The organism is Mesorhizobium sp. WSM4817, from assembly GCF_055811135.1.
Map to the genome: position 1 here is coordinate 18347 of NZ_JBVVQQ010000006.1, position 22213 is coordinate 40559.

General features: G+C 63.9%; 22 protein-coding genes. 12 read left to right on the top strand and 10 right to left on the bottom strand.

Going from position 1 to position 22213, the window contains the following annotated elements; translation table 11 throughout:
- Nucleotides 1-2 precede the first annotated feature (2 nt).
- Complete coding sequence (pncA, locus tag AC0L2K_RS10500) at nucleotides 3-602, bottom strand: bifunctional nicotinamidase/pyrazinamidase (protein ID WP_091596328.1); 600 nt, start codon at nucleotides 600-602, stop codon at nucleotides 3-5.
- Nucleotides 603-909: 307 nt separating this feature from the next.
- Here pncA and AC0L2K_RS10505 point away from each other — a divergent pair, with 307 nt between their 5' ends.
- Genes AC0L2K_RS10505 through AC0L2K_RS10530 form a run of 6 tightly spaced genes read left to right on the top strand, consistent with a single transcriptional unit; the run spans nucleotide 910 to nucleotide 8145 of the window.
- Nucleotides 910-1773, top strand: a complete 864-nt coding sequence (locus AC0L2K_RS10505; protein WP_473531302.1) for an FAD binding domain-containing protein — start codon at nucleotides 910-912, stop codon at nucleotides 1771-1773.
- 59 nt (nucleotides 1774-1832) lie between these two features.
- Nucleotides 1833-4691 (top strand): molybdopterin-dependent oxidoreductase, encoded by a 2859-nt coding sequence (locus AC0L2K_RS10510; protein ID WP_473531303.1) that lies wholly within the window; start codon nucleotides 1833-1835, stop codon nucleotides 4689-4691.
- Nucleotides 4688-6229 (top strand): 6-hydroxynicotinate reductase, encoded by a 1542-nt coding sequence (locus tag AC0L2K_RS10515; RefSeq protein WP_473531304.1) that lies wholly within the window; start codon nucleotides 4688-4690, stop codon nucleotides 6227-6229. Before AC0L2K_RS10510 ends, AC0L2K_RS10515 begins: the two co-directional genes overlap by 4 nt.
- Nucleotides 6229-7110 carry a UPF0280 family protein gene (locus AC0L2K_RS10520; RefSeq protein WP_473531305.1) on the top strand — a complete coding sequence of 294 codons (882 nt, stop codon included), beginning with the start codon at nucleotides 6229-6231 and terminating at the stop codon, nucleotides 7108-7110. Before AC0L2K_RS10515 ends, AC0L2K_RS10520 begins: the two co-directional genes overlap by 1 nt.
- Complete coding sequence (locus tag AC0L2K_RS10525; RefSeq protein WP_023801548.1) at nucleotides 7103-7687, top strand: amino acid synthesis family protein; 585 nt, start codon at nucleotides 7103-7105, stop codon at nucleotides 7685-7687. Before AC0L2K_RS10520 ends, AC0L2K_RS10525 begins: the two co-directional genes overlap by 8 nt.
- Entirely contained in the window at nucleotides 7684-8145 is a 462-nt protein-coding gene (locus tag AC0L2K_RS10530; protein WP_091596340.1) for a MarR family winged helix-turn-helix transcriptional regulator, read from the top strand. The genes AC0L2K_RS10525 and AC0L2K_RS10530 overlap by 4 nt, the downstream gene beginning before the upstream one ends.
- Before the next feature lie 69 nt (nucleotides 8146-8214).
- On the opposite strand, the gene AC0L2K_RS10535 is transcribed toward AC0L2K_RS10530, so the two are convergent.
- The 3 genes from AC0L2K_RS10535 to AC0L2K_RS10545 are packed head-to-tail and all read right to left on the bottom strand — an operon-like array spanning nucleotide 8215 to nucleotide 12079.
- Nucleotides 8215-9183, bottom strand: coding sequence for a substrate-binding domain-containing protein (locus AC0L2K_RS10535; RefSeq protein WP_473531306.1), 969 nt, complete (start codon nucleotides 9181-9183; stop codon nucleotides 8215-8217).
- Nucleotides 9180-10496 carry an ABC transporter permease gene (locus tag AC0L2K_RS10540; RefSeq protein WP_473531307.1) on the bottom strand — a complete coding sequence of 439 codons (1317 nt, stop codon included), beginning with the start codon at nucleotides 10494-10496 and terminating at the stop codon, nucleotides 9180-9182. The genes AC0L2K_RS10535 and AC0L2K_RS10540 overlap by 4 nt, the downstream gene beginning before the upstream one ends.
- The gene (locus tag AC0L2K_RS10545) at nucleotides 10493-12079 is read right to left on the bottom strand and encodes a sugar ABC transporter ATP-binding protein (protein ID WP_473531308.1); all 1587 of its coding nucleotides are present in this window, start codon (nucleotides 12077-12079) and stop codon (nucleotides 10493-10495) included. The genes AC0L2K_RS10540 and AC0L2K_RS10545 overlap by 4 nt, the downstream gene beginning before the upstream one ends.
- A 219-nt stretch (nucleotides 12080-12298) precedes the next feature.
- On the opposite strand from AC0L2K_RS10545, the gene AC0L2K_RS10550 reads away from it, so the two are divergent.
- Nucleotides 12299-13330: a LacI family DNA-binding transcriptional regulator gene (locus tag AC0L2K_RS10550; RefSeq protein ID WP_236368537.1), complete on the top strand. Its 1032-nt coding sequence runs from the start codon at nucleotides 12299-12301 to the stop codon at nucleotides 13328-13330.
- Between the two features lie 26 nt (nucleotides 13331-13356).
- Here the strand turns inward: AC0L2K_RS10550 and AC0L2K_RS10555 are convergent, their stop codons facing one another.
- The 3 genes from AC0L2K_RS10555 to AC0L2K_RS10565 all read right to left on the bottom strand — a co-directional run bounded on the left by AC0L2K_RS10555 (nucleotide 13357) and on the right by AC0L2K_RS10565 (nucleotide 16956).
- Nucleotides 13357-14358: an LLM class flavin-dependent oxidoreductase gene (locus AC0L2K_RS10555; RefSeq protein WP_287225235.1), complete on the bottom strand. Its 1002-nt coding sequence runs from the start codon at nucleotides 14356-14358 to the stop codon at nucleotides 13357-13359.
- Between the two features lie 158 nt (nucleotides 14359-14516).
- Nucleotides 14517-15680 carry an AI-2E family transporter gene (locus tag AC0L2K_RS10560; RefSeq protein WP_287225237.1) on the bottom strand — a complete coding sequence of 388 codons (1164 nt, stop codon included), beginning with the start codon at nucleotides 15678-15680 and terminating at the stop codon, nucleotides 14517-14519.
- Nucleotides 15681-15894: 214 nt separating this feature from the next.
- Entirely contained in the window at nucleotides 15895-16956 is a 1062-nt protein-coding gene (locus AC0L2K_RS10565) for an LLM class flavin-dependent oxidoreductase (RefSeq protein ID WP_473531429.1), read from the bottom strand.
- A gap of 244 nt (nucleotides 16957-17200) precedes the next feature.
- On the opposite strand from AC0L2K_RS10565, the gene AC0L2K_RS10570 reads away from it, so the two are divergent.
- Nucleotides 17201-17629 (top strand): DUF6481 family protein, encoded by a 429-nt coding sequence (locus AC0L2K_RS10570; protein WP_473531309.1) that lies wholly within the window; start codon nucleotides 17201-17203, stop codon nucleotides 17627-17629.
- Nucleotides 17630-17714: 85 nt separating this feature from the next.
- Here AC0L2K_RS10570 and sugE read toward each other — a convergent pair whose 3' ends face one another.
- Both sugE and AC0L2K_RS10580 read right to left on the bottom strand, forming a co-directional pair.
- The gene (gene sugE / locus AC0L2K_RS10575; RefSeq protein WP_023801557.1) at nucleotides 17715-18029 is read right to left on the bottom strand and encodes a quaternary ammonium compound efflux SMR transporter SugE; all 315 of its coding nucleotides are present in this window, start codon (nucleotides 18027-18029) and stop codon (nucleotides 17715-17717) included.
- Between the two features lie 179 nt (nucleotides 18030-18208).
- Entirely contained in the window at nucleotides 18209-18334 is a 126-nt protein-coding gene (locus tag AC0L2K_RS10580; protein ID WP_023801558.1) for a hypothetical protein, read from the bottom strand.
- A 211-nt stretch (nucleotides 18335-18545) separates the two neighbouring features.
- Between AC0L2K_RS10580 and AC0L2K_RS10585 the strand changes: the two genes are divergently transcribed.
- Both AC0L2K_RS10585 and AC0L2K_RS10590 read left to right on the top strand, forming a co-directional pair.
- Nucleotides 18546-19376 (top strand): transglutaminase-like domain-containing protein, encoded by an 831-nt coding sequence (locus AC0L2K_RS10585; RefSeq protein WP_023801559.1) that lies wholly within the window; start codon nucleotides 18546-18548, stop codon nucleotides 19374-19376.
- Nucleotides 19377-19475: 99 nt separating this feature from the next.
- A complete protein-coding gene (locus AC0L2K_RS10590; RefSeq protein ID WP_023801560.1) occupies nucleotides 19476-19880 on the top strand; it encodes a GFA family protein in 405 nt (134 codons plus the stop codon).
- 4 nt (nucleotides 19881-19884) lie between these two features.
- On the opposite strand, the gene AC0L2K_RS10595 is transcribed toward AC0L2K_RS10590, so the two are convergent.
- Nucleotides 19885-21144 carry a DNA recombination protein RmuC gene (locus AC0L2K_RS10595; protein WP_023801561.1) on the bottom strand — a complete coding sequence of 420 codons (1260 nt, stop codon included), beginning with the start codon at nucleotides 21142-21144 and terminating at the stop codon, nucleotides 19885-19887.
- A gap of 105 nt (nucleotides 21145-21249) precedes the next feature.
- On the opposite strand from AC0L2K_RS10595, the gene def reads away from it, so the two are divergent.
- Nucleotides 21250-21795: a peptide deformylase gene (def, locus tag AC0L2K_RS10600; protein WP_128170220.1), complete on the top strand. Its 546-nt coding sequence runs from the start codon at nucleotides 21250-21252 to the stop codon at nucleotides 21793-21795.
- Nucleotides 21796-21889: 94 nt separating this feature from the next.
- A complete protein-coding gene (locus AC0L2K_RS10605; protein WP_023801563.1) occupies nucleotides 21890-22195 on the top strand; it encodes a hypothetical protein in 306 nt (101 codons plus the stop codon).
- Nucleotides 22196-22213 lie beyond the last annotated feature (18 nt).

The following is a 22213-nucleotide window of genomic DNA, read 5'->3' on the forward strand; positions in this document are numbered from 1 at the left end:
GTTCAAGCCAGCGTCACGCCGGCATCGCGCATTCGGTTCAGCATCGTCTCGAGTGAGCCATTGAGATCGATGCCGCGGCAGGCGTCGAGCCGCACTGTCGTGTGAAAGCCGTGCTTGACCGCGTCGAGCGCCGAGAAGGCGACGCAATAATCGGTCGCCAGGCCGACCAGGGTCAGCGTGTCGATGCCGCGCTCCTTGAGATAGCCGGCAAGGCCGGTCGGCGTCGCATGGTCGTTCTCGAAGAAAGCCGAATAGCTGTCGATCTCCGGGCGGAAACCCTTGCGGATCACCAGTTCGGCCCTGGTCCAGGCAAGGCCCGAATGGAAATCCGAACCCAGGCTGCCCTGGATGCAGTGGTCGGGCCACAGCGTCTGCGGGCCATAGGGCATCTCGATCGTTTCGAACGGCTGCTTGCCGGGATGATTGGAGGCAAAACTCGAATGTCCGGCGGGATGCCAGTCCTGCGTCAGCACGACATGTTCGGTCCGCCGGATCAGGTCGTTGACCAGGGGCACGATCTCGTCGCCGCCGGCCACCGCCAGCGCGCCGCCCGGACAGAAATCGTTCTGCAGGTCGATGATGACAAGCGCTTCGTCGGCCATGGAGCCTCCCTCTTGTTTGTCCCGGAGGCATGAAGTCTGCCGAAACGTGGAATCCGGTGTTCGAACCCGCCGAAAATGCCGCTGACGCAACGGATGCAGAAACTTGACCAGATGGCCGGCTGCGTCAACTCCAACGGCATAACAAATGCGTGCCGTCGCGCCGATGCGGGCGCCGGCGCAAAACTCTGGCTTTGACAATTCCTGCCGGCTTGATATCATTTGCATACGAATGAATTTGACCGGCTCGGAGGCCGGCAAGTTCCGTCGGCAACCCTTTTTTGGGAAGGCCCATTTTGGGAAGGCAAGCGTGATCCGTTACGCGAAACCCACCACCATAGACGAGGCGCTCGCTTTGCTTGGCGAGGCTCCGTGGCGCATCCTTGCCGGCGGCACGGATTTCTACCCGGCACAAGGAGCCAAGCCTTTCCGCGACAATGTCCTCGATATCAACGGCCTGGCGACGCTGCGCGGTATTGCTGAGACCGACAGCCATTGGCTCATCGGCGCGCGCACGACCTGGACCGATCTTGTCCGTCATCCGCTGCCGGCGGCCTTCGACGCGCTGAAGCAGGCGGCGCGGGAAGTCGGCTCCGTCCAAATCCAGAACGTCGCCTCCATCGCCGGCAATCTCTGCAACGCCTCTCCGGCGGCCGACGGCGTGCCGGCGCTCCTGGTTCTCGACGCCGAGGTCGAGCTGCGCTCGGTGGCGGTGGTCCGCCATCTGCCGCTCGAAAAATTCATTCTGGGGAACCGCCGCACGGAACTGCAGCCGGGCGAAATGGTCACCGCCATCCGCGTGCCGAAAAACGCGGCCACCGGCACGTCGGCTTTCGAAAAACTCGGCGCGCGTCGCTATCTCGTCATTTCCATAGCCATGGCGGCGGCCCGCTTGACCATTGAGGATGGCATCGTCGCCAACGCCGCCGTCGCCGTCGGCTCCTGTTCGGCGGTCGCCAGGCGTCTTGCAAGTGTCGAAGCAGCTTTACGCGGCGTCCCGGTCGACGGATCTCTCGTCGCTGCGATCCAGTCCGCACCGATGGACGAGCTTTCGCCGATCGACGACGTGCGCGGCAGCGCCGAATACCGGCTGGACGCCGCGCGCGAGATTGTCGCCCGCGCCGTTCTCGGTGCCGCGGGTCACGCGTCGGTCGGGAAGGTAGCGGCGGCATGAGCCAAGCTCAACCTGGCATGACCAAAACTCAGCCTGGCATGAGCGGAGCTCAGCCTGGCATGAGCATGGAGCGCGCCGACATCGCCTTCGAGGTCAACGGCGCCGCCGTCTCTGTCTGCGTGCCGCCGGTTCGCCGTCTCTCTTCGGTGCTGCGTGACGAACTGCGGCTGACCGGCACCAAGGTCGGCTGCGACGCCGGCGACTGCGGCGCCTGCACGGTGCTTGTCGACGGCGAACCTGTCTGCGCCTGCCTGATGTCTGCGGCTTCTGCCGCTGGCACCGTGGTGACCACGGTCGAGGGTCTCGCCAACGACAGATTGTCGGCGCTGCAGGCCTCGTTCCTCGACCATGGCGCGGCGCAATGCGGCATCTGCACACCCGGCCTGCTCATCGCGGCGACAGCGCTTCTGGACAGCAACCCCAATCCAACCGAGGCCGAAACCCTGGATGCCTTGGGCGGCGTCCTCTGCCGCTGCACCGGCTATCGCAAGATCATAGCTGCGGTGATGGATGCTGGACGGTTCGCGAGCGAATTTTCGACCGACGGCGCTGCCCCTCATCCGCCTGCCGGCACCTTCTCCCCGTATAATGACGGGGAGAAAGGACAAGTTTCTGCGCTGGCGACCCCTTCTCTCGATCTTGACCGCAGAATGCCGATCTCGGGCCACGCCGTCGGCTCCTCTCCAATCCGCCTCGACGGCCTGCCGAAAGTCACCGGCGGCGAAAGATTCGGCGGCGATTCCTTCCCGGCCGAAGCGCTGGCGGTGCTGGTGGTTCGCTCGCCGCATTATCACGCCCGCTTCGCCTTCGGCGATCTCGACGCCTGGGTGAAAGTCCATCCCGGCATCGTCGGCGTCTTCACCGCTGCCGACATTCCGGGAAAGAACTGCTTCGGCGTCATTGCACCTTTTGCCGACCAGCCAGCGCTGGCCGAAAATTTTTCGCGCTTTCGTGGCGAGGCGGTGGCGCTGGTTGCCGGCGAGCGCGAGGCCATCCTCGATCTCGACCTTGCGGATTTTCCTGCTCGTTGGACCGAGTTGCCGCATGTCCTGCAGCCAGGCGAGGCGCAAGCCGGCGGTGCGCAGCTGATCCACGAGAACCGGCCGGCAAACCTGCTCACATCGGGCTTTGTCGAGCGTGGTGACCCCGACGCCGCCCTTGCCGGCGCCGCCTTCACTGTTTCCGGCGCCATCGACACGTCCTATGTCGAACACGCCTATATCGAGCCCGAGGCCGGCTATGCCTATATGGACGGCGACACGCTGGTCGTCGTCGCCTGCACGCAGGCGCCCTATATGGACCGCGACGACGTGGCAAAAGTGCTTGGCCTTGCCGTCGACAAGGTGCGGATCGTGCCGACCGCCACCGGCGGCGGCTTCGGCTCCAAGCTCGACGTTTCGTTGCAGCCGCTGATCGGTCTGGTCGCGATGAAGACGGGGCGGCCGGCGGCACTCGCCTATACCCGTCATGAATCGATGATCTCGACCACCAAGCGTCATCCCGCCGAGATGACGGCGACCATCGGCGCCGATGCCGATGGCCGCGTCACCGGCATGGTCTTCGCAGGCGATTTCAACACCGGCGCCTATGCGAGTTGGGGACCGACCGTCGCCAACCGCGTGCCGGTGCACGCCTCCGGTCCCTATGCGACGCCGAACTATCGGGCCGAGGGCCGCGCCATCCACACGAATGGGCCGATCTCCGGCGCCTTCCGCGGTTTCGGCGTGCCGCAGGCGACGATCATGCAGGAGACGCTCTATGACGAGCTGGCCGAAAAGCTTGGGCTGGACCGGCTCGATTTTCGCCTGAAAAACTGCCTTCGTAACGGCTCCGAAACGGTCACCGGCCAGAGGCTGGAATCGGGCGTCGGCATCGCCGAGTGCCTCGAAGCGCTGCGGCCGCATTGGATGCGTGCGCTTGTCGATGCCGATGCGTTCAACAGTGCCAATGACAGCAGGAAACGCGGCGTCGGCGTCGCCTCCTGCTGGTACGGCTGCGGCAACACCTCGCTGCCCAATCCGTCGACCATCAGGGTCGGCATCTCGGCTGAAGGCGATGTCGTCCTGCATCAGGGCGCCGTCGATATCGGGCAAGGTTCGAACACGGTCATTGCGCAGATCTGCGCCGACGCGGTCGGCCTGCCGCTCGGAAAATTCCGCTTGAAAAGCGCCGACACGGCGATCACGCCGGACGCCGGCAAGACGTCGGCCTCGCGCCAGACCTTCGTGACCGGCAAGGCCGCCGAAAAGGCCGGCCGCGCCTTGCGCGAGACGATGCTGCGCTTCGCCAATGTGTCGGAAAAAGCGGCGATCGCTCTCGAGGGCGCAAGCCTGGTCATCCGCGAGGGCGAAGCGACACGGCATATCGATTTGCCCACGCTGAAGGCCGATGCCGACGGCTTGGTCTTTCGCGCCGAGGAAAGCTATGACCCGCCGACCCTGCCGCTCGACGCCAGGGGCCAGGGCAAGCCTTACGCCGTCTATGGCTACGGCGCGCAGATCGCCGAACTGGAGGTCGACCTCAAGCTCGGCACGGTCAAGCTGATCAAGATCACCGCCGCGCATGATGTCGGCAAGGCGATCAATCCGCTGCTTGCCGAAGGCCAGATCGAAGGCGGCATCGCGCAAGGCATCGGCATGGCGCTGATGGAGGAATACATCCCCGGCCGCACCGAGAATCTGCACGACTACCTGATCCCGACGATCGGCGACGTGCCGCCGATCGAGACCATCCTGATCGAAGTTCCGGATTCGGAAGGACCCTTTGGCGCCAAGGGCTTGGGCGAGCATGTGCTGATCCCGACGGCACCGGCGATCCTCAATGCCATCCGCCATGCCACCGGTGCCCTGGTCAGCAAAATTCCGGCGACGCCGAGCCGCATCCGCGCCGCGATCCGCGACAAGGAGGCACGCCGATGAGCGAGCTTGCCGAACGTTTCGAGACGCATGATCCCGGCGAGAAGCAGGTGGCGGAAAAGATCCGCTGCGATGCCTGCCCGGTCATGTGCTACATAGCAGACGGCCGCACCGGCGCCTGCGACCGCTACGGCAATGTCGGCGGCAGGATCGTGCGGATGGATCCGCTGACCATCCTCGACCACGCGACCGAGGCCGGCGGCGCGGTCGTGCCGTTTGTCGCCGAGGGCGAAGAATGGGACGGCGAGCTGGTCAACACCGGCCGCCGCTTCGTCACCGCGATCGGCGCCGGCACCACCTATCCCGACTACAAGCCGGCGCCTTTCATCGTCAGCCAGGAGGTCGAAGGCGTCGATCTCGTCACCGTCGTCACCGAGGGCATCTTCTCCTACTGCGGCGTCAAGGTGAAGATCGACACCGACCGGCATATCGGCCCCGAAACGGCGACGGTCCGCGCGGCGGGCGAGGCGATCGGCCATGTCACGACAGGCGAATATGGCTCGCAGATGCTGTCGCTGGGCGGCGTGCATCATCTGACCGGCGGATCCAAGGCCGAAGGTCGCGCCACCTGCGATGCGCTGCTCAATCTATGCAACCGCAAGCCGGTCGAACTCACCATCGACGGCGGTGCCACGGTCGTCGTCGAAGCCGGCAAGCCGCCGGTCATCGACGGTCAGCTCGAGCAGCGGATGCGGGTCGGTTGCGGCTCGGCCACCATCGGCATGTTCGCCACCCAGTGGCGCGGCCTGGTCGACGAGGTGGTGGTGGTCGACGACCACATCACCGGCGTCGTTTCCGAGCATCAGGCAGGCAAGGTGCTCGGCTGGCAGGACACCGGGATAAAAATCATCGGCCGCCGTTCGACGCCGGGCCGCTATTTCAAGGTGTCGGAGCCCGGCCTCGGCTGGGGCGGCACCAGCATTTCCGACCCTCTGTCGATCCTTGGCGAATGGAATGCGAAGAAGGGCGCGCGTCCCGGCCTGTCGCTGCTGATGGTCTCGACCACCGGCGAGCAGTTCGCCTATTACGAGCTCGACGACGAATTGAAGCCGGTGCAAAAACCGTTCCCCGAGCGGCTGCAGAAATCCGTCGGCCTGATCGAGGACAATTGCGAGCCGGCTCTGTGCACCGTGCTGTTCGTCGGCGGCGCCGGCGGCTCGCTGCGTGCCGGCGTCACCGAGAACCCGGTCAATCTGACCCGCTCGGTGCAGGGCCTGACGACGTATGTGACGGTCGGCGGCGCGCCGGTCTATGTCTGGCCGGGCGGCGGCATCACGCTGATGGTCGATGTAACCCGCGTGCCGGAAGGCGCCTTCGGCTATGTACCGACGCCGGCGCTGGTGGCGCCGATCGAGTTCACCCTGCGCCGCGACGATTATATCAGGCTCGGAGGCTACGAAGCCGAGATCCGCAGCGTTGACGACATTCTCGCCAAAGGCGGCGAGTATCTCAACCCGCGCCGCGGCACGGCTGCGCCGGCCAGCAACCCATGGCCGCCGCTGGCGCAGCTGCGGCGCGCAACGGCAGACGGGGCCAAGTGATGAACGGCCCGCAGGCGCATTGGCTTGAGGACGGCAGCCGGCTGCATCTCAATCATGGCCCGATCGACCTGATCGTCGAGGCATTTGGCGAAGCGGACGAACGCCGCGCCGCCTATGGCCAGGCGGTGGCGCGGTTTCAAACAATCCTGCAGGAGCTCGTCGACGAACTGCCAGAACTGCGCCGCCCGGCCTCGTCGCGACCACGTGCTTTCGCTGGCCCGACGGCGCGACGTATGGAAGCAGCGATTGTTCCGCTAGCGAAACAATTCATCACGCCGATGGCTGCGGTCGCCGGTTCGGTAGCCGACGAAATGCTTGGCGCGCTGCTGGCCGGGCGCCGGCTCGATCGCGCTTATGTCAACAATGGTGGCGACAGCGCGATTCATCTCGGCAATGACCGTTCCATGACGCTTGCCATTGCCGGGACAGGTCATCGACTGGCAGATCGGATCACGATCCGCGCCGAAGACGGGATCCGCGGCATCGCGACAAGCGGCTGGCGCGGCCGTTCCTTTTCGCTCGGCATCGCCGACGCTGTTGCCGTACTGGCGCGGACCGGTGCTGAAGCCGATGCCGCCGCCACCCTGATCGCCAACGCCGTCGACCTGCCCGGTCATCGCGCCATCGAGCGCATGCCGGCGCGCGATCTGGCGCCCGACAGCGACCTTGGCGATCGCCTGGTCACCCAGGCCGTCGGCGCGCTTTCATCAGGCGAAATAGCCGCCGCGCTGGACCGAGGGCTCGCCGCCGCCGAAGATTTTCGGCGACATGGCCTGATTGCCGCTTCAGCCTTGTTCCTTGCCGGTCAGGCACGGATCGCCGGCCCCATGGCGCTCATTGCGCCCAACGAGAAATCGAGGAAGGAAATTGCCCATGCCTGAGTTTGCGATCCGCAAGATTGCGGTGCTGACCGAGGAGATATTTCATGAGGGTGGGCCGGTGGCGAAGGTGCCGCGCCGCCGCGCCGCCGCCATGGCGGTGGTGAACAACCCATTCGCCGGCCGCTACGTGGAAGACCTGCAGAGCGCCATGGACGATCTGAAGCCGCTCGGGCTGCTGCTCTCCGACAAGCTGATCGCCGCATTGGGTGGCGACGTGAAACAGATCGACGGCTACGGCAAGGGCGCCATCGTCGGTATCGCCGGCGAACTGGAGCATGGCGCGCTGTGGCATGTGCCTGGCGGCTATGCCATGCGCGAGCGGCTCGGTGACGCCAAGGCGATCGTGCCGTCGGCAAAGAAGGTCGGTGCCTTCGGCGCGCGGCTCGACGTGCCGCTCGGCCATATCAACGCCGCCTATGTGCGCAGTCATTTCGATGCCATGGAGGTCGGCATCAGCGACGGGCCTCGTCCCGACGAGATCCTGTTCTGCCTCGCCATGACCTGCGGCCCGCGCGTGCACGACCGCATGGGCGGTCTCGCGGCAAAGGACATCAAGGCATGGGACGGACTGCGGTGAGCGCCGAAGACATCAAGCTCAAGCTGGTCGAGGCCGAGGAGCCCGACGAGAACGATTACCGCCTGCAGGAGCAGGTCGGCTTCATCCTGCGCAAGGCGCACCAGCGCCATGTCTCGATCTTCGCCGCGCACATCGCCGACCTGACGCCGCCGCAATTCGCCGCGCTGGCCAAGTTGCACGATGTCGGCGAGACCTCGCAGAACCAGCTTGGCAGCCTGATCGCCATGGATGCGGCGACGGTAAAAGGTGTCATCGACCGGCTCAAGGCGCGCGGCCTGGTCGAGCTTTCCAAGCATGAGGTCGACAAAAGGCGCCTGCTGGTCAATCTGACCGCGGAAGGCCGCAAGGCCGTCGAGCGGCTGATCCCGATCGCCCGCGAGATCACCGAGGAAACGCTGGCGCCGCTTTCATCCAAGGAGGCGGCGATTTTCATGAGGCTTTTGGCCAAGCTGGCGTGAACAGCGCCGCTTGCCTGTCGAGCCTTTTCTCCCCGCCGGGCAATGTCCGCCCGGCAGGGAGTGTTCAACTCAGAGCCCATGCTCCTTCAGGATCTGGGCGGCATTTTCCTTGGTAATCTTCTGCGTCGGCAGCGTGATGGTCTTTTCGACCTTCTCGCCGTTCAGGAACTTGATCGCCTGCCGCAGCCCTTCGGCGCCCGGTGTCACATAGGTGAACGTCGCCGTCAGCTCACCATTGGCAACAAGCTGCACGCCTTCATTGGGCAGGCCGTCGATGCCGATGAACTTGATGTCCTTCTCGCGGCCGACATCCTTGGCGGCAAGATAGGCGCCGTAGGCCATCGGGTCGTTATGACCATAGACGAGGTCGATCTTCTCGTTGTTGCGCAGTGCCGTGGCCATGATGTTGTAGGCCTGGTCCTGCTTCCAGTCGCCCGACTGCTGGTCGAGCAAATATTTTATGCCCGGCTCCTTGTCAGTGAATTCATGGAAGCCGTCATGGCGGTCATGTGCCGGCTGGGTACCCATGCCGCCCCAGATCTCGACGACATTGCCTGATGCCTTGCCCTTGCCGCCGAGCAATTCGACGGCGTATTCACCGGCAGCCCGGCCGATCAGCTTGTTGTCGCCGCCGACGAACTGCGTGTAGTCCTTGGTCTCGACGTTGCGGTCGAGCACGAAGACCGGGATCTTGGCGTCGATCGCCTGCTGCACGACGCCGGTCAACCCCGCCGATTCCTTCGGCGACACCAGCAGCGCATCGACTTCCTGGCGGATCAGGTTCTCGACATCGGCGACCTGCTTTTCCGTCTTGTCCTCGCCGTCGGTGACGATCAGCTCGACTTCCGGATGCTTGGCGGCCTCGGCTAGGATGTCCTTGTTGAACTGGGCGCGCCACGGCTCGATGGTCGTCACCTGCGAGAAGCCGATCTTCCACTTCTTGCCCTGCGCATAGGCGTTGCCGCTGGCCAAAAGCGCGGTCGTGGTCAGCAGTGCCGCGGTGACGGCGGCAAGCTTCAACAATTCACGTCGTTTCATTTCTTGTTTCCTCCAAGATTTAGAGACGGGGTCTCTTTTGACGGCCGCTTTGCTGCGGTCGTTTCCTTGTGCGCCGCTTTTCCGCCAGGCAGGCGCAGATAGTAGAAAAGATCAAAGGCATTGCGCTCCTGCACGAGCACGGTGCCGATGATGATCATCCCCTTCAGCACGAGCTGAAGGTTCGAATTGATGTTGTGCAATTGCAGGATGTTCGAGAGCAGTCCGAAGATCAGCACGCCGCAGAATGTGCCGATGAGGCTGCCGCGACCGCCCATCAGGCTGGTGCCGCCGATGACCACGGCGGCGATGGCATCGAGCTCCAGCCCGGCGCCGGCATCCGGCTTGCCTTGCCTGTATTGCGCGACATAGAGCACTGCCGCCACGCCGGCCAGCAGCCCGGACACGGCGTAGGTGGCGATCTTGACGCGGCCGGCGGCAATGCCGGACAGCCGCGCCGCCTCTTCGTTGCCGCCGATGGCGTAGACATAGCGGCCGAACGGGGTGAACCGCAGCACTGCGCCGTAGATCAGGATCGCTCCGAGGAAGAACAGGCCCGGCATCGGGATCACGCCGAACACCAGCGAGCGCAGCATTTCGAAATCGGCGGTGGCGTTCGACCCGGTGTAGACCGGCAGCACTGCATTGTTTTGGCCGGCGGTCAGCCGGGCGATGCCGAGCGCCGTCACCATCATCGCCAGCGTGACGATGAAAGGCTGCAGCCGCCCGGCAACGATGATGAAGCCGTTGAGCGCGCCGAACAGCAGGCCGACGCAAGGCGCCACCAGCAACACGCCGACCACGCCGAATTTCGAGCCGACCTGCGGCAGCAGGAACCACAGCACGAGACTGCAGAGGATCACCCCGACAATGCCGGGCGTGACCAGCGCACGAACGCTGTCCAGCCTGACGGCGTGGGTGGCCTGCGGGCCGGCGCGCGATTTTTCGATGTTCAGGAAGATGAAGCGGGTGACCAGAATGCCGAGGCAAAGGGCGACAACGGCAACTGTCGGCACCCCCAGCACCACCGCCGGCGTGACACCCGGAACCGTCAGCAGCATGGCGCAGACCACGGTGCAGATCGCCATCAGCGAGCCGACGGAAAGATCGATGCCGCCAGTGATGATCACCGCCGTCATGCCGGTGGCGATCAGGCCGGTGGTCGACACCTGGCGCAGCACATCGAGCAGATTGCCGTAGGACAGGAAGATGTTGTTGCCCTTGGAACTGATCGGCGAGCCCAGCACGCCGATCAGGAAGATGGCGATCAGGCCCCAATAGAGCTTCGTCCGGGACAGGATGTTCAAAATGCTCATGCTGCGGGTCTCGTCATGGTCCGGCGCGGCGCCGCGAGCCGCATGATGGCCTCCTCGCTGGCTTGCGCGCGCGAGAGGATCCCCGTCTGGCGACCATCGGCCATGACCAGGATGCGGTCGGAAAGATGCAGCAGTTCCGGCAATTCCGAGCTGATGACGGTGATGGCGAGCCCGTCTCGCGCCAGCTTGAAGATCAGGTCGTAGATCTCCCGCTTGGCGCCGACATCGATGCCGCGTGTCGGCTCGTCCAGCAGTAGCACCCGCGGCCGCGTCGCCAGCCACTTGCCGATGACGACCTTCTGCTGGTTGCCGCCGGACAGGGTGCCGGCCGGCTGCTCGATGGTCCCGCAGCGAATACCGAGCGCCTTGACCGCGTGCCGCGCCAAGCCTTGCTCGGCGGCCCGCGAGCGAAGGCCGAACCGCGCCAGCGCGCCGACCAGCGGCAGCGCGACATTGTCGGTAATCGACGCCTGAAGATGCAGGCCTTGCGTCTTGCGGTCCTCGGTCACCAGGGCGATGCCGAGGCGGCGTGCATCGCGCGGCGAACGGATTTCCACCGGCTCGCCGTCGAGCCGGATTTCGCCGCCGGCACGGCCGCTGCTGGAACCGAAGATGGTCTCCAGGATTTCGGTGCGTCCCGAGCCCAGCAGCCCGCCTATCCCCAGAATTTCGCCTTCGGCAAGATCGAAGGCGACGCCGTCGAGCGCGGTGCGCCAGGCGTGGCGGTCTGGTTTCGACAGCCATAGGCCGCTTACCGAGAGGACGACCTTGCCGCTGGGACCACGCTCTTCCTGGGAAGAGGCAAGCAGGTTGCGCCCGACCATCGCCGAAATGATGGTGTCTTCGTCGAGCTTTGCCATCGCCTCGGTCAGCACGCGGCGTCCATCGCGAAACACGGTGACCCGGCTGGCCAGATGCATGACCTCGTCGATGCGGTGCGAGATGTAGACGATCGCCACCCCGTTGACGGCGAGCTGGCGGATGATCCGAAACAGCCTTTGGCATTCGGCCGGCGAAAGTGCGGAAGTCGGCTCGTCCATGATCAGGATGCGCGCCGACATCGACAGTGCCTTGGCGATCTCGACCAGCTGCTGCTCGCCGACACGCAGGCTGCCGACCCGCGCCTCCGGGTTGAGCTCGATGCCGAGCCTCTGCAGCAGGGCGCCGGCGGCATGGCTGCTTGCCTTGCGCTCGACGATAAGTCCGGCGATCAGCTTCTCGCGCCCCAGGAAGATATTGTCGGCAACGCTGAGCTCGGGGACGAGATTGAGCTCCTGATGGATGATGGCGATGCCGGCATGCTCGGCGTCGCGGACGCCGGCGAAACGGACCGGATGGGCATCGACGTTCACCGTCCCGTCGTAATCCGTGTAGATGCCGGAGAGGATTTTCATCAGCGTCGACTTGCCGGCGCCGTTTTCCCCCATCAGCGCATGGATCTCGCCGCGCCGCAGCTCGAAGCCGACATCGACAAGTGCGGCGATGCCACCGAAGGTCTTGGAGATGTGCTCGGCGCTCAGAACGACAGCCGAGCGGCCGGCGGCCGCATCATCTCCGGACGTGATGGAATTGCCATGCTCCATGACAAGAACGGCCTCCCTTCCGTTGTCGTCGAACGTCTCAAACGCTAATCTAAACGTTTCGAACATGTCAAGTCGCTATCTAATGAGGCGGGATTGATGCATTTCAATTCTTGCACAAATCCGCAGGATTCCTTAGGTATTGCAGCCAGAGGGCGATGAAACGTTTCGAAAATGATGGCGTCAGGACGAAAAAAGCAGCGAAAGTCCACGGCCCCCACCATGCTGCACGTGGCTGAAGTGGCGCGTGTTTCGGTCGCCACCGTCTCGGCGCTGATCAACGGCACCGCGACCGTCAGTCCCGAGCTCAGCCAGCGCATCGAACAGGCGATCCGCGACATCGGCTACAAGCGCAACGCGATCGCCCGCAGCCTGAAGATGGGCACGACCCGCACCATCGGGCTGACCGTTCCCCACATCACCAATCCGTTCTTCACCGATGTCGTTTCGGTCATCCAGCAGGCATTCGACCGCGCCGGCTATGCGGTCATGCTGTGCTGCACGGACGAGGACCTGAACACGCAGGACGACCAGATCAGGCTGCTGCTCGACCGAATGGTCGACGGACTGATTGTTGCGCGCGTCGGCGACGGCGCGATCCTGAAGAGAATTGTCGACGACGCCAACGTGCCGGTGGTGCTGCTCGACCGCGTTTGCGAAGGCGTCGATACCGACGCGGTCGTTCTCGACAACCAGCGCGCGGTGTTCGACGCCATCACCTATCTGGTCGATCTCGGCCACCGGCGGATCGGCTACATCTCCGGCTCGTTCGACATCTCGCCCATGCATGATCGCATGACGGGATATCGCGAGGCGCTCCAGGCTGCCGGCCTGCCGGTCGAGAGCGAGCTTGTCCGCTTCGGCAATTTCCATGAAGTCGACGGCTACAACGCGACAATGCAGCTGCTTTCGCTGCACGACCGCCCGAGCGCGATCTTCTCGGCCAACAACCCGATGGTGATCGGCACCATGAAGGCGATCCGCGATATCGGGCTGTCCTGCCCCGAGGACATTTCGGTCGCCTGCTTCGACGATTTTCCGTGGTCGGACGTGTTCCAGCCGCAACTGACCACGGTCGCACAACCGGTCAAGGCGATCGGTGAGCAGGCGGCCAATCTGCTGCTCGACCGGCTCGCCGGAAACAGGGACGCGCCGCCGCGCAAGCTGACGCTCAAGGGACGCCTGATGATCCGCAATTCATGCCGGCCCCTTGGCGCGCCGCTGGGGGCGATCGCACAAAGCGTCAGCGCCTAACGCGCCTTCGCAGCCTCGCAAAAAAGTCAGGCAGCTTCCGACAGCGATTTGTGGACGTCGGCCAGGATCTCGAAGGATCGCACCCGCGCTGCGTGATCGAAAATCTGGGCGGTGACCATCAGCTCGTCGGCGCCGGTGCGCTGCACGAACGCCTCGATGCCTTGCCTGACCGTTTCCGGGGCGCCGACGACGGCGCAGGATAGCGCTTGGCCGAGCATGGTTTTGGCCATCGGGTCGAGGTCGCGCTCATATCCGTCGACCGGCGGCGGCAAGCGGCCGGGCCGGCCTGTGCGCAGATTGACGAAGGCCTGCTGCAGCGAGGTGAACAACAGCCGCGCTTCGGCGTCGGAGGGTGCAGCGAACACGTTGAGGCCGAGCATGACATAGGGCTTGTCGAGCTGTTTCGACGCCTGGAAGCGCGAGCGATAGATCTCCAGTGCGTGGTCGAGTTCGGCCGGCGCGAAATGCGAGGCGAAGGCGTAGGGCAGGCCGAGCATGGCTGCGAGCTGCGCACCATAGAGGCTCGATCCCAGAATCCAGATCGGCACCTGCTCGCCCTCGCCGGGCACGGCGCGGATACGCTGACCGTCTTCGGCCGGCTGGAAATAGCCCATCAGTTCGACGACATCCTGCGGGAAACTGTCGGCGCCGGCGTCGAGGTTGCGGCGCAGCGCACGCGCCGTGCCCATGTCGGTGCCCGGCGCCCGGCCGAGGCCGAGGTCGATGCGGCCTGGATGCAACGCGTTAAGTGTGCCGAACTGCTCGGCAATGACCAGCGGCGAATGGTTGGGCAGCATGATGCCGCCGGCTCCGACGCGTATCGTTGTGGTGCCGCCGGCGACATGGGCAATGACGACGGAGGTGGCGGCGCTGGCGATGCCCGGCATATTGTGATGCTCGGCCAGCCAATAGCGCCTGTACCCCAGCCGCTCGGCATGGCGGGCGAGATCGAGCGAATTGGTGAGCGATTGCGAAGCGTTGCTGCCTTCGACGATCGGCGACAGGTCGAGAACCGAAAGTGCGGTCATGGGCGGGGATCCTGTGGACGGGAGGGATGTAGGAACCGACCGCGACGGCCGCAAATTCAAAAAATTGAACTGACGCCCATGAGTCCACTCAAGCAAAAAGGGACGCTCTGGAATTTAGTATCCACGGCTGCCTGCCGCAGCTTATCCCGCTTCTCGGATCATGCGCCCGCGGCCGTGTCGGTTTCTGAAATCTCTTCGTCCTCAACCGCCGTATGTTGCGCCGCCAGGAAATTGCCGACATGGCTGAGCTCGTCGAAATGATCGCAGAACACCTTGATGACGACCAGCAGCGGCACCGCCATCAGCGCGCCGACGAAACCCCACAGCCAGGACCAGAAGGCAATGGCGATGAGGATCGCCACGGCGTTGATCTCTAGGCGCCGGCCAACCACCGTCGGCGTCACGAATTGGCCCTCGACGGTATCGCACAACAGCACGAAGGCCGGCGCCAGCAGCGCGTAGGAGATGCTGTCGAAGCTGATCAGCGCGATGATCGTGACAAGCGTGATTGTAATCAGCGCCCCGATATAGGGCAGGAAATTGAGCAGAGCCGCTGCTGCGCCCCAGACCTGCGGGTTGGGCATGCCGAGTGCCCATAGGCCGAGTCCGATGACCACGCCCAGGCATGTATTGATGATGGCGACGGTAAGCAGATAGTGCGAGATTTCACGTTCGACGTCATAGACGACGCGCAGTGCCCGCTTCTTTTCGCTGAGACTGGGGAAGGATTCGACGATCTTCTCATAGAACATCGTGCCGGACGCGAGCAGGAACAGCGACAGGACGAAGACGATGATGAGGCTGGTGCCCGCCGACAGCAAATTGCCGGCGGCTTGCGAGAGGATGCCCGATTGCGCCATGGCTACCCTCTGGACGCCCGGCCCTTGGGAGGTCTGCGTCAGTCCCTCTATCTGCCGCGAAATCTCCATGATCCTCTCGAAAGGACGCCGCAGTTGCGCGAGACGTTCGGTCAGCTGCTGGCCAATCACCGAGGTGTTGTTGATGAGGTCGATGACCGGGCCGCTGAGCAGATAGCCGGCCACGGCAAGGATGCTGACCGACAGCACCACCAGCAGTGTCGCCGATAGCACATCGGGCATGCCGTGTTTGCGCAGGAAGCGGACGATCGGCGTCAGCGTCAGCGCCAGCAGGAAAGCCAGGATGACCGGCATGAAGAAGGCACGGGCGAAGGAGAGCGCGTAGATCGCCATAAGGATGAAGATGCCGACTAGCAGCGAACGTATCAGGTGCATGTCCGCACGCGCCTCGACGCGCGGATCGGGGCTCTCGGCAGCGCCCGAAGCGGCGGGTTCGGCTTTCATTCTGGCCCTCGGCGGCACACTGCGATTGGTGTACGCTGTTGGCGGAAACGCCTTTGCGGCTTCAAGGTTCCGTTGGAGCGACGTGCGTCCACTTGGACGCTCAAAGTACGCTCTAACGCTTTGAATTTACCATCGGCCCGAAAATCGATTCCGATTTTCGGCCGATGCGTTAGCCGGCGCTGACGATGACCTTAGGCCCTACCTGGCCGGCGAGTCAGGCGGCCGGCGCGGCAACGGTGGGGATCGCCTTCGCCGTTTCCTTGCGCACGATCGGTGCCACCTTGGTGCCGTAGAGTTCGATCGCCTTCATGATCTTGGCGTGCGCCATGGTGCCGATCGCCATTTGCAGCAGGAAGCGGTCGTTGCCGAATATCCTGTGCTGGGCAACGATCTTTTCGGCCACCTGTTCGGGGTTGCCGACGAACAGCGCGCCGTTCGGGCCGCGCGACTGGTCGAAATGTGCTCTCGACGTCGGACCCCAGCCGCGCTCGCGGCCGATGCGGTTCATCACCTCGGCCTGCGGCCCATAAAAATCGTCGGCCGCCTGGTCGGTGGTCGCGGCAATGAAGCCGTGCACGTTGAGGCTGGTGGCCAGACCAGCCGGATCGTTGCCAGCCCGTTTGGCCGCTTCCCTGTAAATATCGAACAGCGGCGCGAACCGCGCCGGCTCGCCGCCGATGATGGCCAGCGCCAGCGGCAGCCCGAGCGCACCGGCCCGCGCGGCGGATTGCGGCGTGCCGCCGATCGCGATCCAGATCGGCAATCTGTCCTGGAACGGGCGGGGGTAGACGCCGCGATCGTTGATCGGAGCGCGCCGCCTGCCCGACCAGCTCACCTTGACATGATCGCGGACGACAAGCAGCAGATCGAGCTTTTCGGCAAAGAGCTCGTCATAGTCCTCAAGATCGTAGCCGAACAGCGGAAAGGATTCGATGAACGAGCCGCGCCCAGCCATAATCTCGGCCCGGCCGCTGGAAAGAAGGTCGAGCGTTGCAAACTGCTGGAAGACACGGACCGGATCGTCGGATGACAGTACAGTGACCGCGCTGGTCAGCTTTATGCGCCTGGTGCGTTCGGCCGCCGCGGCCAGGGCCACGACTGGCGCTGAAGCCGCATAATCGGGACGGTGATGCTCGCCCAACCCAAACACGTCGAGGCCGACCTGGTCGGCCAGCTCGATCTCCTCGATCAGGTTGCGCAGCCGCTCATGCGCACCGATGGCGCCTGGGCCTGACTCCGGGCTGACGTCGGCGAAGGTGTAGAGACCGAGTTCCATCATCTGTCATCCTGGTGTTTTGTTCTGGTGTTTTGTTTTTCGCGCTACAGGTAGCGACCAGTCCGCCGCGCCGCCAGAGGGTCGGATGGTGAACAGTGCATGTCCGTTTCAGCCGAATTCAGCCGAAAAGGCGTCTCCCGGCTGCAACAGCTCAGAATTTCATGGCTGGCATACCGTTTTGGCGCTTGAACTCTGGGTTTTCACGCGTATGTAAGCCTCGCAAATTGACTCCAGGGAAGTGGACTTGGCTATCTATAGGGAAAAAGACGTTTTCGAGCGGCGCAATGCCGCAAACGAGGCAAAGAAGGCGCTTCTCGAGCGCTTCAAGGCAAAGCCGGCAGCGGACGATCCAGCGGTGCTGGCACGACAGGCCGAACGCAAGGCGATCCTCGAAGCCCGTGCGATACGCGAGGCCGAAAAGGCCAGGCTGAAGCAGGAGAAGCTGGCGCGCGAAGCGGCCGAAAAGGCCGAGCGCGAAGCTGCTGCCGAAGCCGCGCGGATTGCTGCGGAAGAAGCGGCGCGGGCGGAAGCGAAGATCCGGGAAGCCGAAGAGAACGAGCGCATCGCTCGTTTGCTTGCCGACGAGGCCGAGCGCAAAGCCAAGCGCGACGCGCGCTATGCGGCGCGCAAGCAGCGCACCGGCAGGACGCCTCCGGGCTTTTCCGCTCGCTAGCGCTCCAAGCGCGATTCACCAATCAAATTCAGGGCCGCCTTGCAGCGGCCCTGAAGGCGTTTGTGCTGCTGCCTTGCAGCAAGAACTAGGTCGCGAGTTTCAATCCCATGATGCCGCAGACGATGAGTGCGATGCAGGCCAGCCTGATCGCGGTCGCAGGCTCACCGAGCAGCCAGATGCCAAGCAGCGCCGTGCCGACGGTGCCGATGCCGGTCCACACCGCGTAAGCCGTGCCGACCGGCAGCGTCTTCAGCGCCAGTCCGAGCAAGGCGAGACTGACGACCATTGAGGCAACCGTCAGGACGGTCGGAAGCGGCTTCGAAAAACCGTCAGTGTATTTGAGGCCGATCGCCCAGCCGATCTCGAACAGGCCAGCGAAGAAGAGAAGAATCCACGACATCGGAACGCTCCATTGGATTGCGGGTCGTCCCGGTCTTTTCGGAAAGCGCGAAGTCGTCTTCGCGGCATTGATTCAGAAATGCCCAATCAACAGCAGCGCCGACAGCACTTCAGGACCAGTCGCTGAATGTCGATGGTCCTGGAATGCCGTCGGTCATGACTGCGCCGAAACGCCGAGGCTTACTTGTCCTTGAGTTTGGTCGCCTTGACGGGCGGCGCTTTCAGGGTCGGGGCAGCGGCAGGTTTCTTCGCGTCCTTCTTCGGCTTGCGGGCTTCCTTGCCCGCCTTCATCGCACCTTTAGCCATGATTCGTTTCCTCCAATTGTGGCAAGCGAAATGAACCAAGAGAAACGCTCGACCGCAAGAGGGATAATCTGGCGCCGGCGCCAGCCGTTGGCTGTCAACCGTTTCTAAATCGCTCGTAAACCGCGCTGGTCCGTGCGATGATCTTTTTTGCGCTGCAGCAACGGCCCGTGCCTTCGCCGGGTGGTGATCCGGCAGGACGGTCAGGACGATAATGCGAATCCATATCGGCTGCGAGATGAGCTTCGACTTTCCGCAGGAAACGCCGCTGATCGCGATGCTCAACGTTCACTATTCCCGCGCGTCCGATCTCGAGCGGCCGGATTTCCTGACTTCGAACCCACCGGTGCCGATCGAGAGCTACCGCGACAGTTTCGGCAATTGGTGCAACCGCCTTGTCGCCCCTCCCGGTCGCTTCACCTTCGGCACGGACGCGGTGATCCGCGATCCCGGAAGTTTTGAGATGGGCGATCTGCTGGCGTGGCAGCACGAGGTGCGCGACCTGCCGTCGGAGACGCTGCTGTTCCTGCTGCCGAGCCGCTATTGCGAGAGCGACGTGCTGGCGAACGAGGCGTGGCGGCTGTTCGGCCACTCACCGCTCGGTATTCCACGCGTGCAGGCGGTCTGCGATTTCGTCCACAACCACATCATCTTCAACTACGGCAACGCGCGGCCGACGCGCACGGCAGCAGAGGCCTATCGTGAGCAAAGCGGCGTTTGCCGCGACTTTGCCCATCTCGCCGTCGCCTTCTGCCGCGCCTTGAATATCCCGACACGCTATTGCACCGGATACATCAGCGACATCGGCTTGCCGAAACCGTGGTCGGACATGGATTTCGCTGCCTGGATGGAGGTCTACCTCGGCGGCCGCTGGCATGCCTTCGATCCGCGCAACAATGCGCCGCGCATCGGCCGCATCCTGATCGCCTCCGGCCGCGACGCAGCCGATGTGCCGCTGACCCATATCTTCGGGCCCGGTATGCTGGCCGGTTTCAAGGTCTGGACTGATGAAATCATCGAACAGGCGTCGGCGCCGCAGTCTTGAACCACAGCATGCTTCGCGCGTTGTGATTGCCGGTGGAGCTTCGGCCGGTGCGCCGTTAAGCTCCAACGCGTCGAGGCTCGGCTGAAGGGAGGAGCGAAGATGAAAATCGACGGCGGGTGCCATTGCGGCGCCATCACTTACGAGGCGGAGGTCGATCCGGACAACACCAGTATTTGTCACTGCATCGATTGCCAGCAGCTGACCGGAACAGCGTTTCGGGTGACCGTGCCGGCGCCGGAGGAGCACTACCGGATCACCAAGGGCACGCCGAAGATCTACATCAAGACCGCAGCGAGCGGCGCCAGGCGCGCCCAGGCCTTTTGCGGCGAATGCGGTACGCACCTCTATGCCACGTCGGTTGGCGACGGGCCGAAAGTCTACGGCATCAGGGTCGGCACGGCGCGGCAGCGCGAACAACTGATCCCGAGAAAACAGATCTGGCACCGCTCGGCGCTGCCTTGGCTGCCGGAGTTCGAAGGCACGATGATCGTCGAGGAGCAGTAGCCTCTCAGTCGTCGCCTTCGACGACCCTTAGCCTCAGCTGGCCGGTCTTGGAGTCGGCGACGCGCGCACCCGCTTCGGTCTTCGCACTGGCCGCCGATCCGGCGTCGCCCTCCGTCGGCTGCGCGCCGAACTCCAGCGCCTCGATCTTTTGGCCGCGCTTGGTCACCTTCGACGTCGAGACGAGAATATCGTCGATATCCTTGGCCGACTGGCCGAAATGGCTCTGCAGCTTGCGCACCCGCTCGTCGAGGCGCGAGACATCCTCCATCAGCCGGATGACTTCGCCCTGGATCAGATGCGCCTGCTCGCGCATGCGGGCGTCCTTGAGAATCGCCTGGATGACCTGGATCGACAGCATCAGCAGCGACGGCGAGACGATGACGATGCGGGCGCGGTGCGCCTTGTGGACAATCCCCTCGAAATTCTCGTGGATCTCGGCGAATACCGATTCCGACGGCACGAACATGAAGGCGGTGTCCTGCGTCTCGCCCTGGATCAGGTATTTGTCGGAAATATCGCGGACATGCACCTCGATGTCACGCCGAAACGCTTGTGCCGCGACCTTCTGCAAATCGACGCCTTCGGCGGCACGGATGGCGTTCCAGGCTTCCAGCGGAAACTTGGCGTCGATGGCGAGTGCGGGCGCGCCATTCGGCATCTTCACCAGGCAGTCAGGCCGGCTGCCGTTCGACAGGGTCGCCTGGAATTCGTAGGCACCGTGCGGCAGGCCATCGGCGACGATCGCCTCCATGCGCGACTGGCCGAAGGCGCCGCGCGTCTGCTTGTTGGAGAGGATTGCCTGAAGTTGCACGACCTGGCTGGCGAGCGACTGGATGTTGCCTTGCGCTGTATCGATGACCGCCAGCCGCTCCTGCAGTTTGGCGAGGCTTTCATGCGTCGATTTCGTCTGCTCGGTCATGGTCTGGCCGAGACGGCCGGTCATCGCGTCGAGACGCTGGCCGATCGACTGCGTGAGTTCGGCCTGCCGCGCCCCGAACACTTCGGCGATGGCGCCCATGCGGCCCTGCATCTCGGCCTGGCTTGCCAGGATGCCGGCCATCCGCGCCTCGGCGTCGCGGGCGTGGTCGGCGGCTTCCGCGGCAGCCACCGCACGCGCCTTGGCCGAGCGCCAGAGCGCGACGACGAGCGCCACGAACAGGCCCAGGAACAGGACCGCGCCGAATGCCAGCGCGTGGCCGAGCGTGATCGTGGTGGCGCCGAGCCGGGCGATCGGTTCGGACAGGATGGTGGTCAGGTCGTTCATATCGGACAGCATAGATGATTCGGCCTGACGACACAGATCAAAACGTGAACGCCGCTGCAAATGCCCCGGTTGACGCTTTTCGTGCGAGGTCTTAGGTGAGACGCCATGTCGATCAAGCCGCTCATCATCCTTCCCGATCCCGTCCTGCGCCAGGTTTCGAAACCGGTCGAGCGCGTCGACGGCGCCTTGCGCAAACTGGCCGACGATATGCTGGACACGATGTATGATGCGCCGGGCATTGGTCTGGCGGCGATCCAGATCGGCGAACCGCTGCGCATGCTGGTGATCGACCTCGCCAAGGAAGACGAGCCGCCGGCGCCGCATGTCTTCATCAATCCCGAGATTCTTGAGAGCGCCGATCAGCGCTCGGTCTACGAGGAGGGGTGCCTGTCGATCCCGGATTACTATGCCGAGGTCGAGCGCCCTGCCGCCGTGCGGGTGAAATATCTCGATCGCGACGGCAAGCTGCAGGAGATCGAGGCCGAAGGGTTGATGGCGACTTGCCTGCAGCACGAAATCGACCATCTCAACGGCGTTCTGTTCATCGACCACATCTCGAAGCTGAAGCGCGACATGGTGGTGAAGAAGTTCAAGAAGCTCGCCAGGGACAAACCATCAGGCAGCAAGGCGCCGGGCAAGTTAGTGGGATAGGGCGATACTCGCGCAGTTTGATGCTGAACCTTTCGAAGATGTTGGCGGGACAGCGCCCCTCTACCCTGTTCCAGATCAGGAAATGGAGACGCCGATGAGCGACATGCTGATCAGAAATATTCCCGAACCCTTGAAGCGGGAAATCGAGCAGGCGGCGCGTAAGAGCGGCCAGAGCCTGTCGGGCAAGGCGATAGCTCTTCTGCGCGAAGGCATGGTCGCCGAAAGGCAAGCCAGGCTGGAGCCGGGTCTTTCGGCATGGGACGCTATTCGCGCGACTTTCGCTGCTGAAAACGCAATTGGCGATGAATTCGCCAAGATCATGAACGAAATCGAAGCAGAAAGGAAACGCGACTTCGGTCGCCGACCCGCAAAGTTCGCGACTTCGACTGAGCCGACTTAACGGCCAGACGAAGACCGG

Coding starts and splice junctions, on each gene's coding strand:
- pncA (WP_091596328.1), bottom strand. CDS start 602: ATGGCCGACGAAGCGCTTGTCATCATCGACCTGCAGAACGATTTCTGT.
- AC0L2K_RS10510 (WP_473531303.1), top strand. CDS start 1,833: ATGAGCATGGAGCGCGCCGACATCGCCTTCGAGGTCAACGGCGCCGCC.
- AC0L2K_RS10515 (WP_473531304.1), top strand. CDS start 4,688: ATGAGCGAGCTTGCCGAACGTTTCGAGACGCATGATCCCGGCGAGAAG.
- AC0L2K_RS10520 (WP_473531305.1), top strand. CDS start 6,229: ATGAACGGCCCGCAGGCGCATTGGCTTGAGGACGGCAGCCGGCTGCAT.
- AC0L2K_RS10525 (WP_023801548.1), top strand. CDS start 7,103: ATGCCTGAGTTTGCGATCCGCAAGATTGCGGTGCTGACCGAGGAGATA.
- AC0L2K_RS10535 (WP_473531306.1), bottom strand. CDS start 9,183: ATGAAACGACGTGAATTGTTGAAGCTTGCCGCCGTCACCGCGGCACTG.
- AC0L2K_RS10540 (WP_473531307.1), bottom strand. CDS start 10,496: ATGAGCATTTTGAACATCCTGTCCCGGACGAAGCTCTATTGGGGCCTG.
- AC0L2K_RS10545 (WP_473531308.1), bottom strand. CDS start 12,079: ATGGAGCATGGCAATTCCATCACGTCCGGAGATGATGCGGCCGCCGGC.
- AC0L2K_RS10550 (WP_236368537.1), top strand. CDS start 12,299: ATGCTGCACGTGGCTGAAGTGGCGCGTGTTTCGGTCGCCACCGTCTCG.
- AC0L2K_RS10555 (WP_287225235.1), bottom strand. CDS start 14,358: ATGACCGCACTTTCGGTTCTCGACCTGTCGCCGATCGTCGAAGGCAGC.
- AC0L2K_RS10560 (WP_287225237.1), bottom strand. CDS start 15,680: ATGAAAGCCGAACCCGCCGCTTCGGGCGCTGCCGAGAGCCCCGATCCG.
- AC0L2K_RS10565 (WP_473531429.1), bottom strand. CDS start 16,956: ATGGAACTCGGTCTCTACACCTTCGCCGACGTCAGCCCGGAGTCAGGC.
- sugE (WP_023801557.1), bottom strand. CDS start 18,029: ATGTCGTGGATTCTTCTCTTCTTCGCTGGCCTGTTCGAGATCGGCTGG.
- AC0L2K_RS10580 (WP_023801558.1), bottom strand. CDS start 18,334: ATGGCTAAAGGTGCGATGAAGGCGGGCAAGGAAGCCCGCAAGCCGAAG.
- AC0L2K_RS10585 (WP_023801559.1), top strand. CDS start 18,546: ATGCGAATCCATATCGGCTGCGAGATGAGCTTCGACTTTCCGCAGGAA.
- AC0L2K_RS10590 (WP_023801560.1), top strand. CDS start 19,476: ATGAAAATCGACGGCGGGTGCCATTGCGGCGCCATCACTTACGAGGCG.
- AC0L2K_RS10595 (WP_023801561.1), bottom strand. CDS start 21,144: ATGAACGACCTGACCACCATCCTGTCCGAACCGATCGCCCGGCTCGGC.
- def (WP_128170220.1), top strand. CDS start 21,250: ATGTCGATCAAGCCGCTCATCATCCTTCCCGATCCCGTCCTGCGCCAG.
- AC0L2K_RS10605 (WP_023801563.1), top strand. CDS start 21,890: ATGAGCGACATGCTGATCAGAAATATTCCCGAACCCTTGAAGCGGGAA.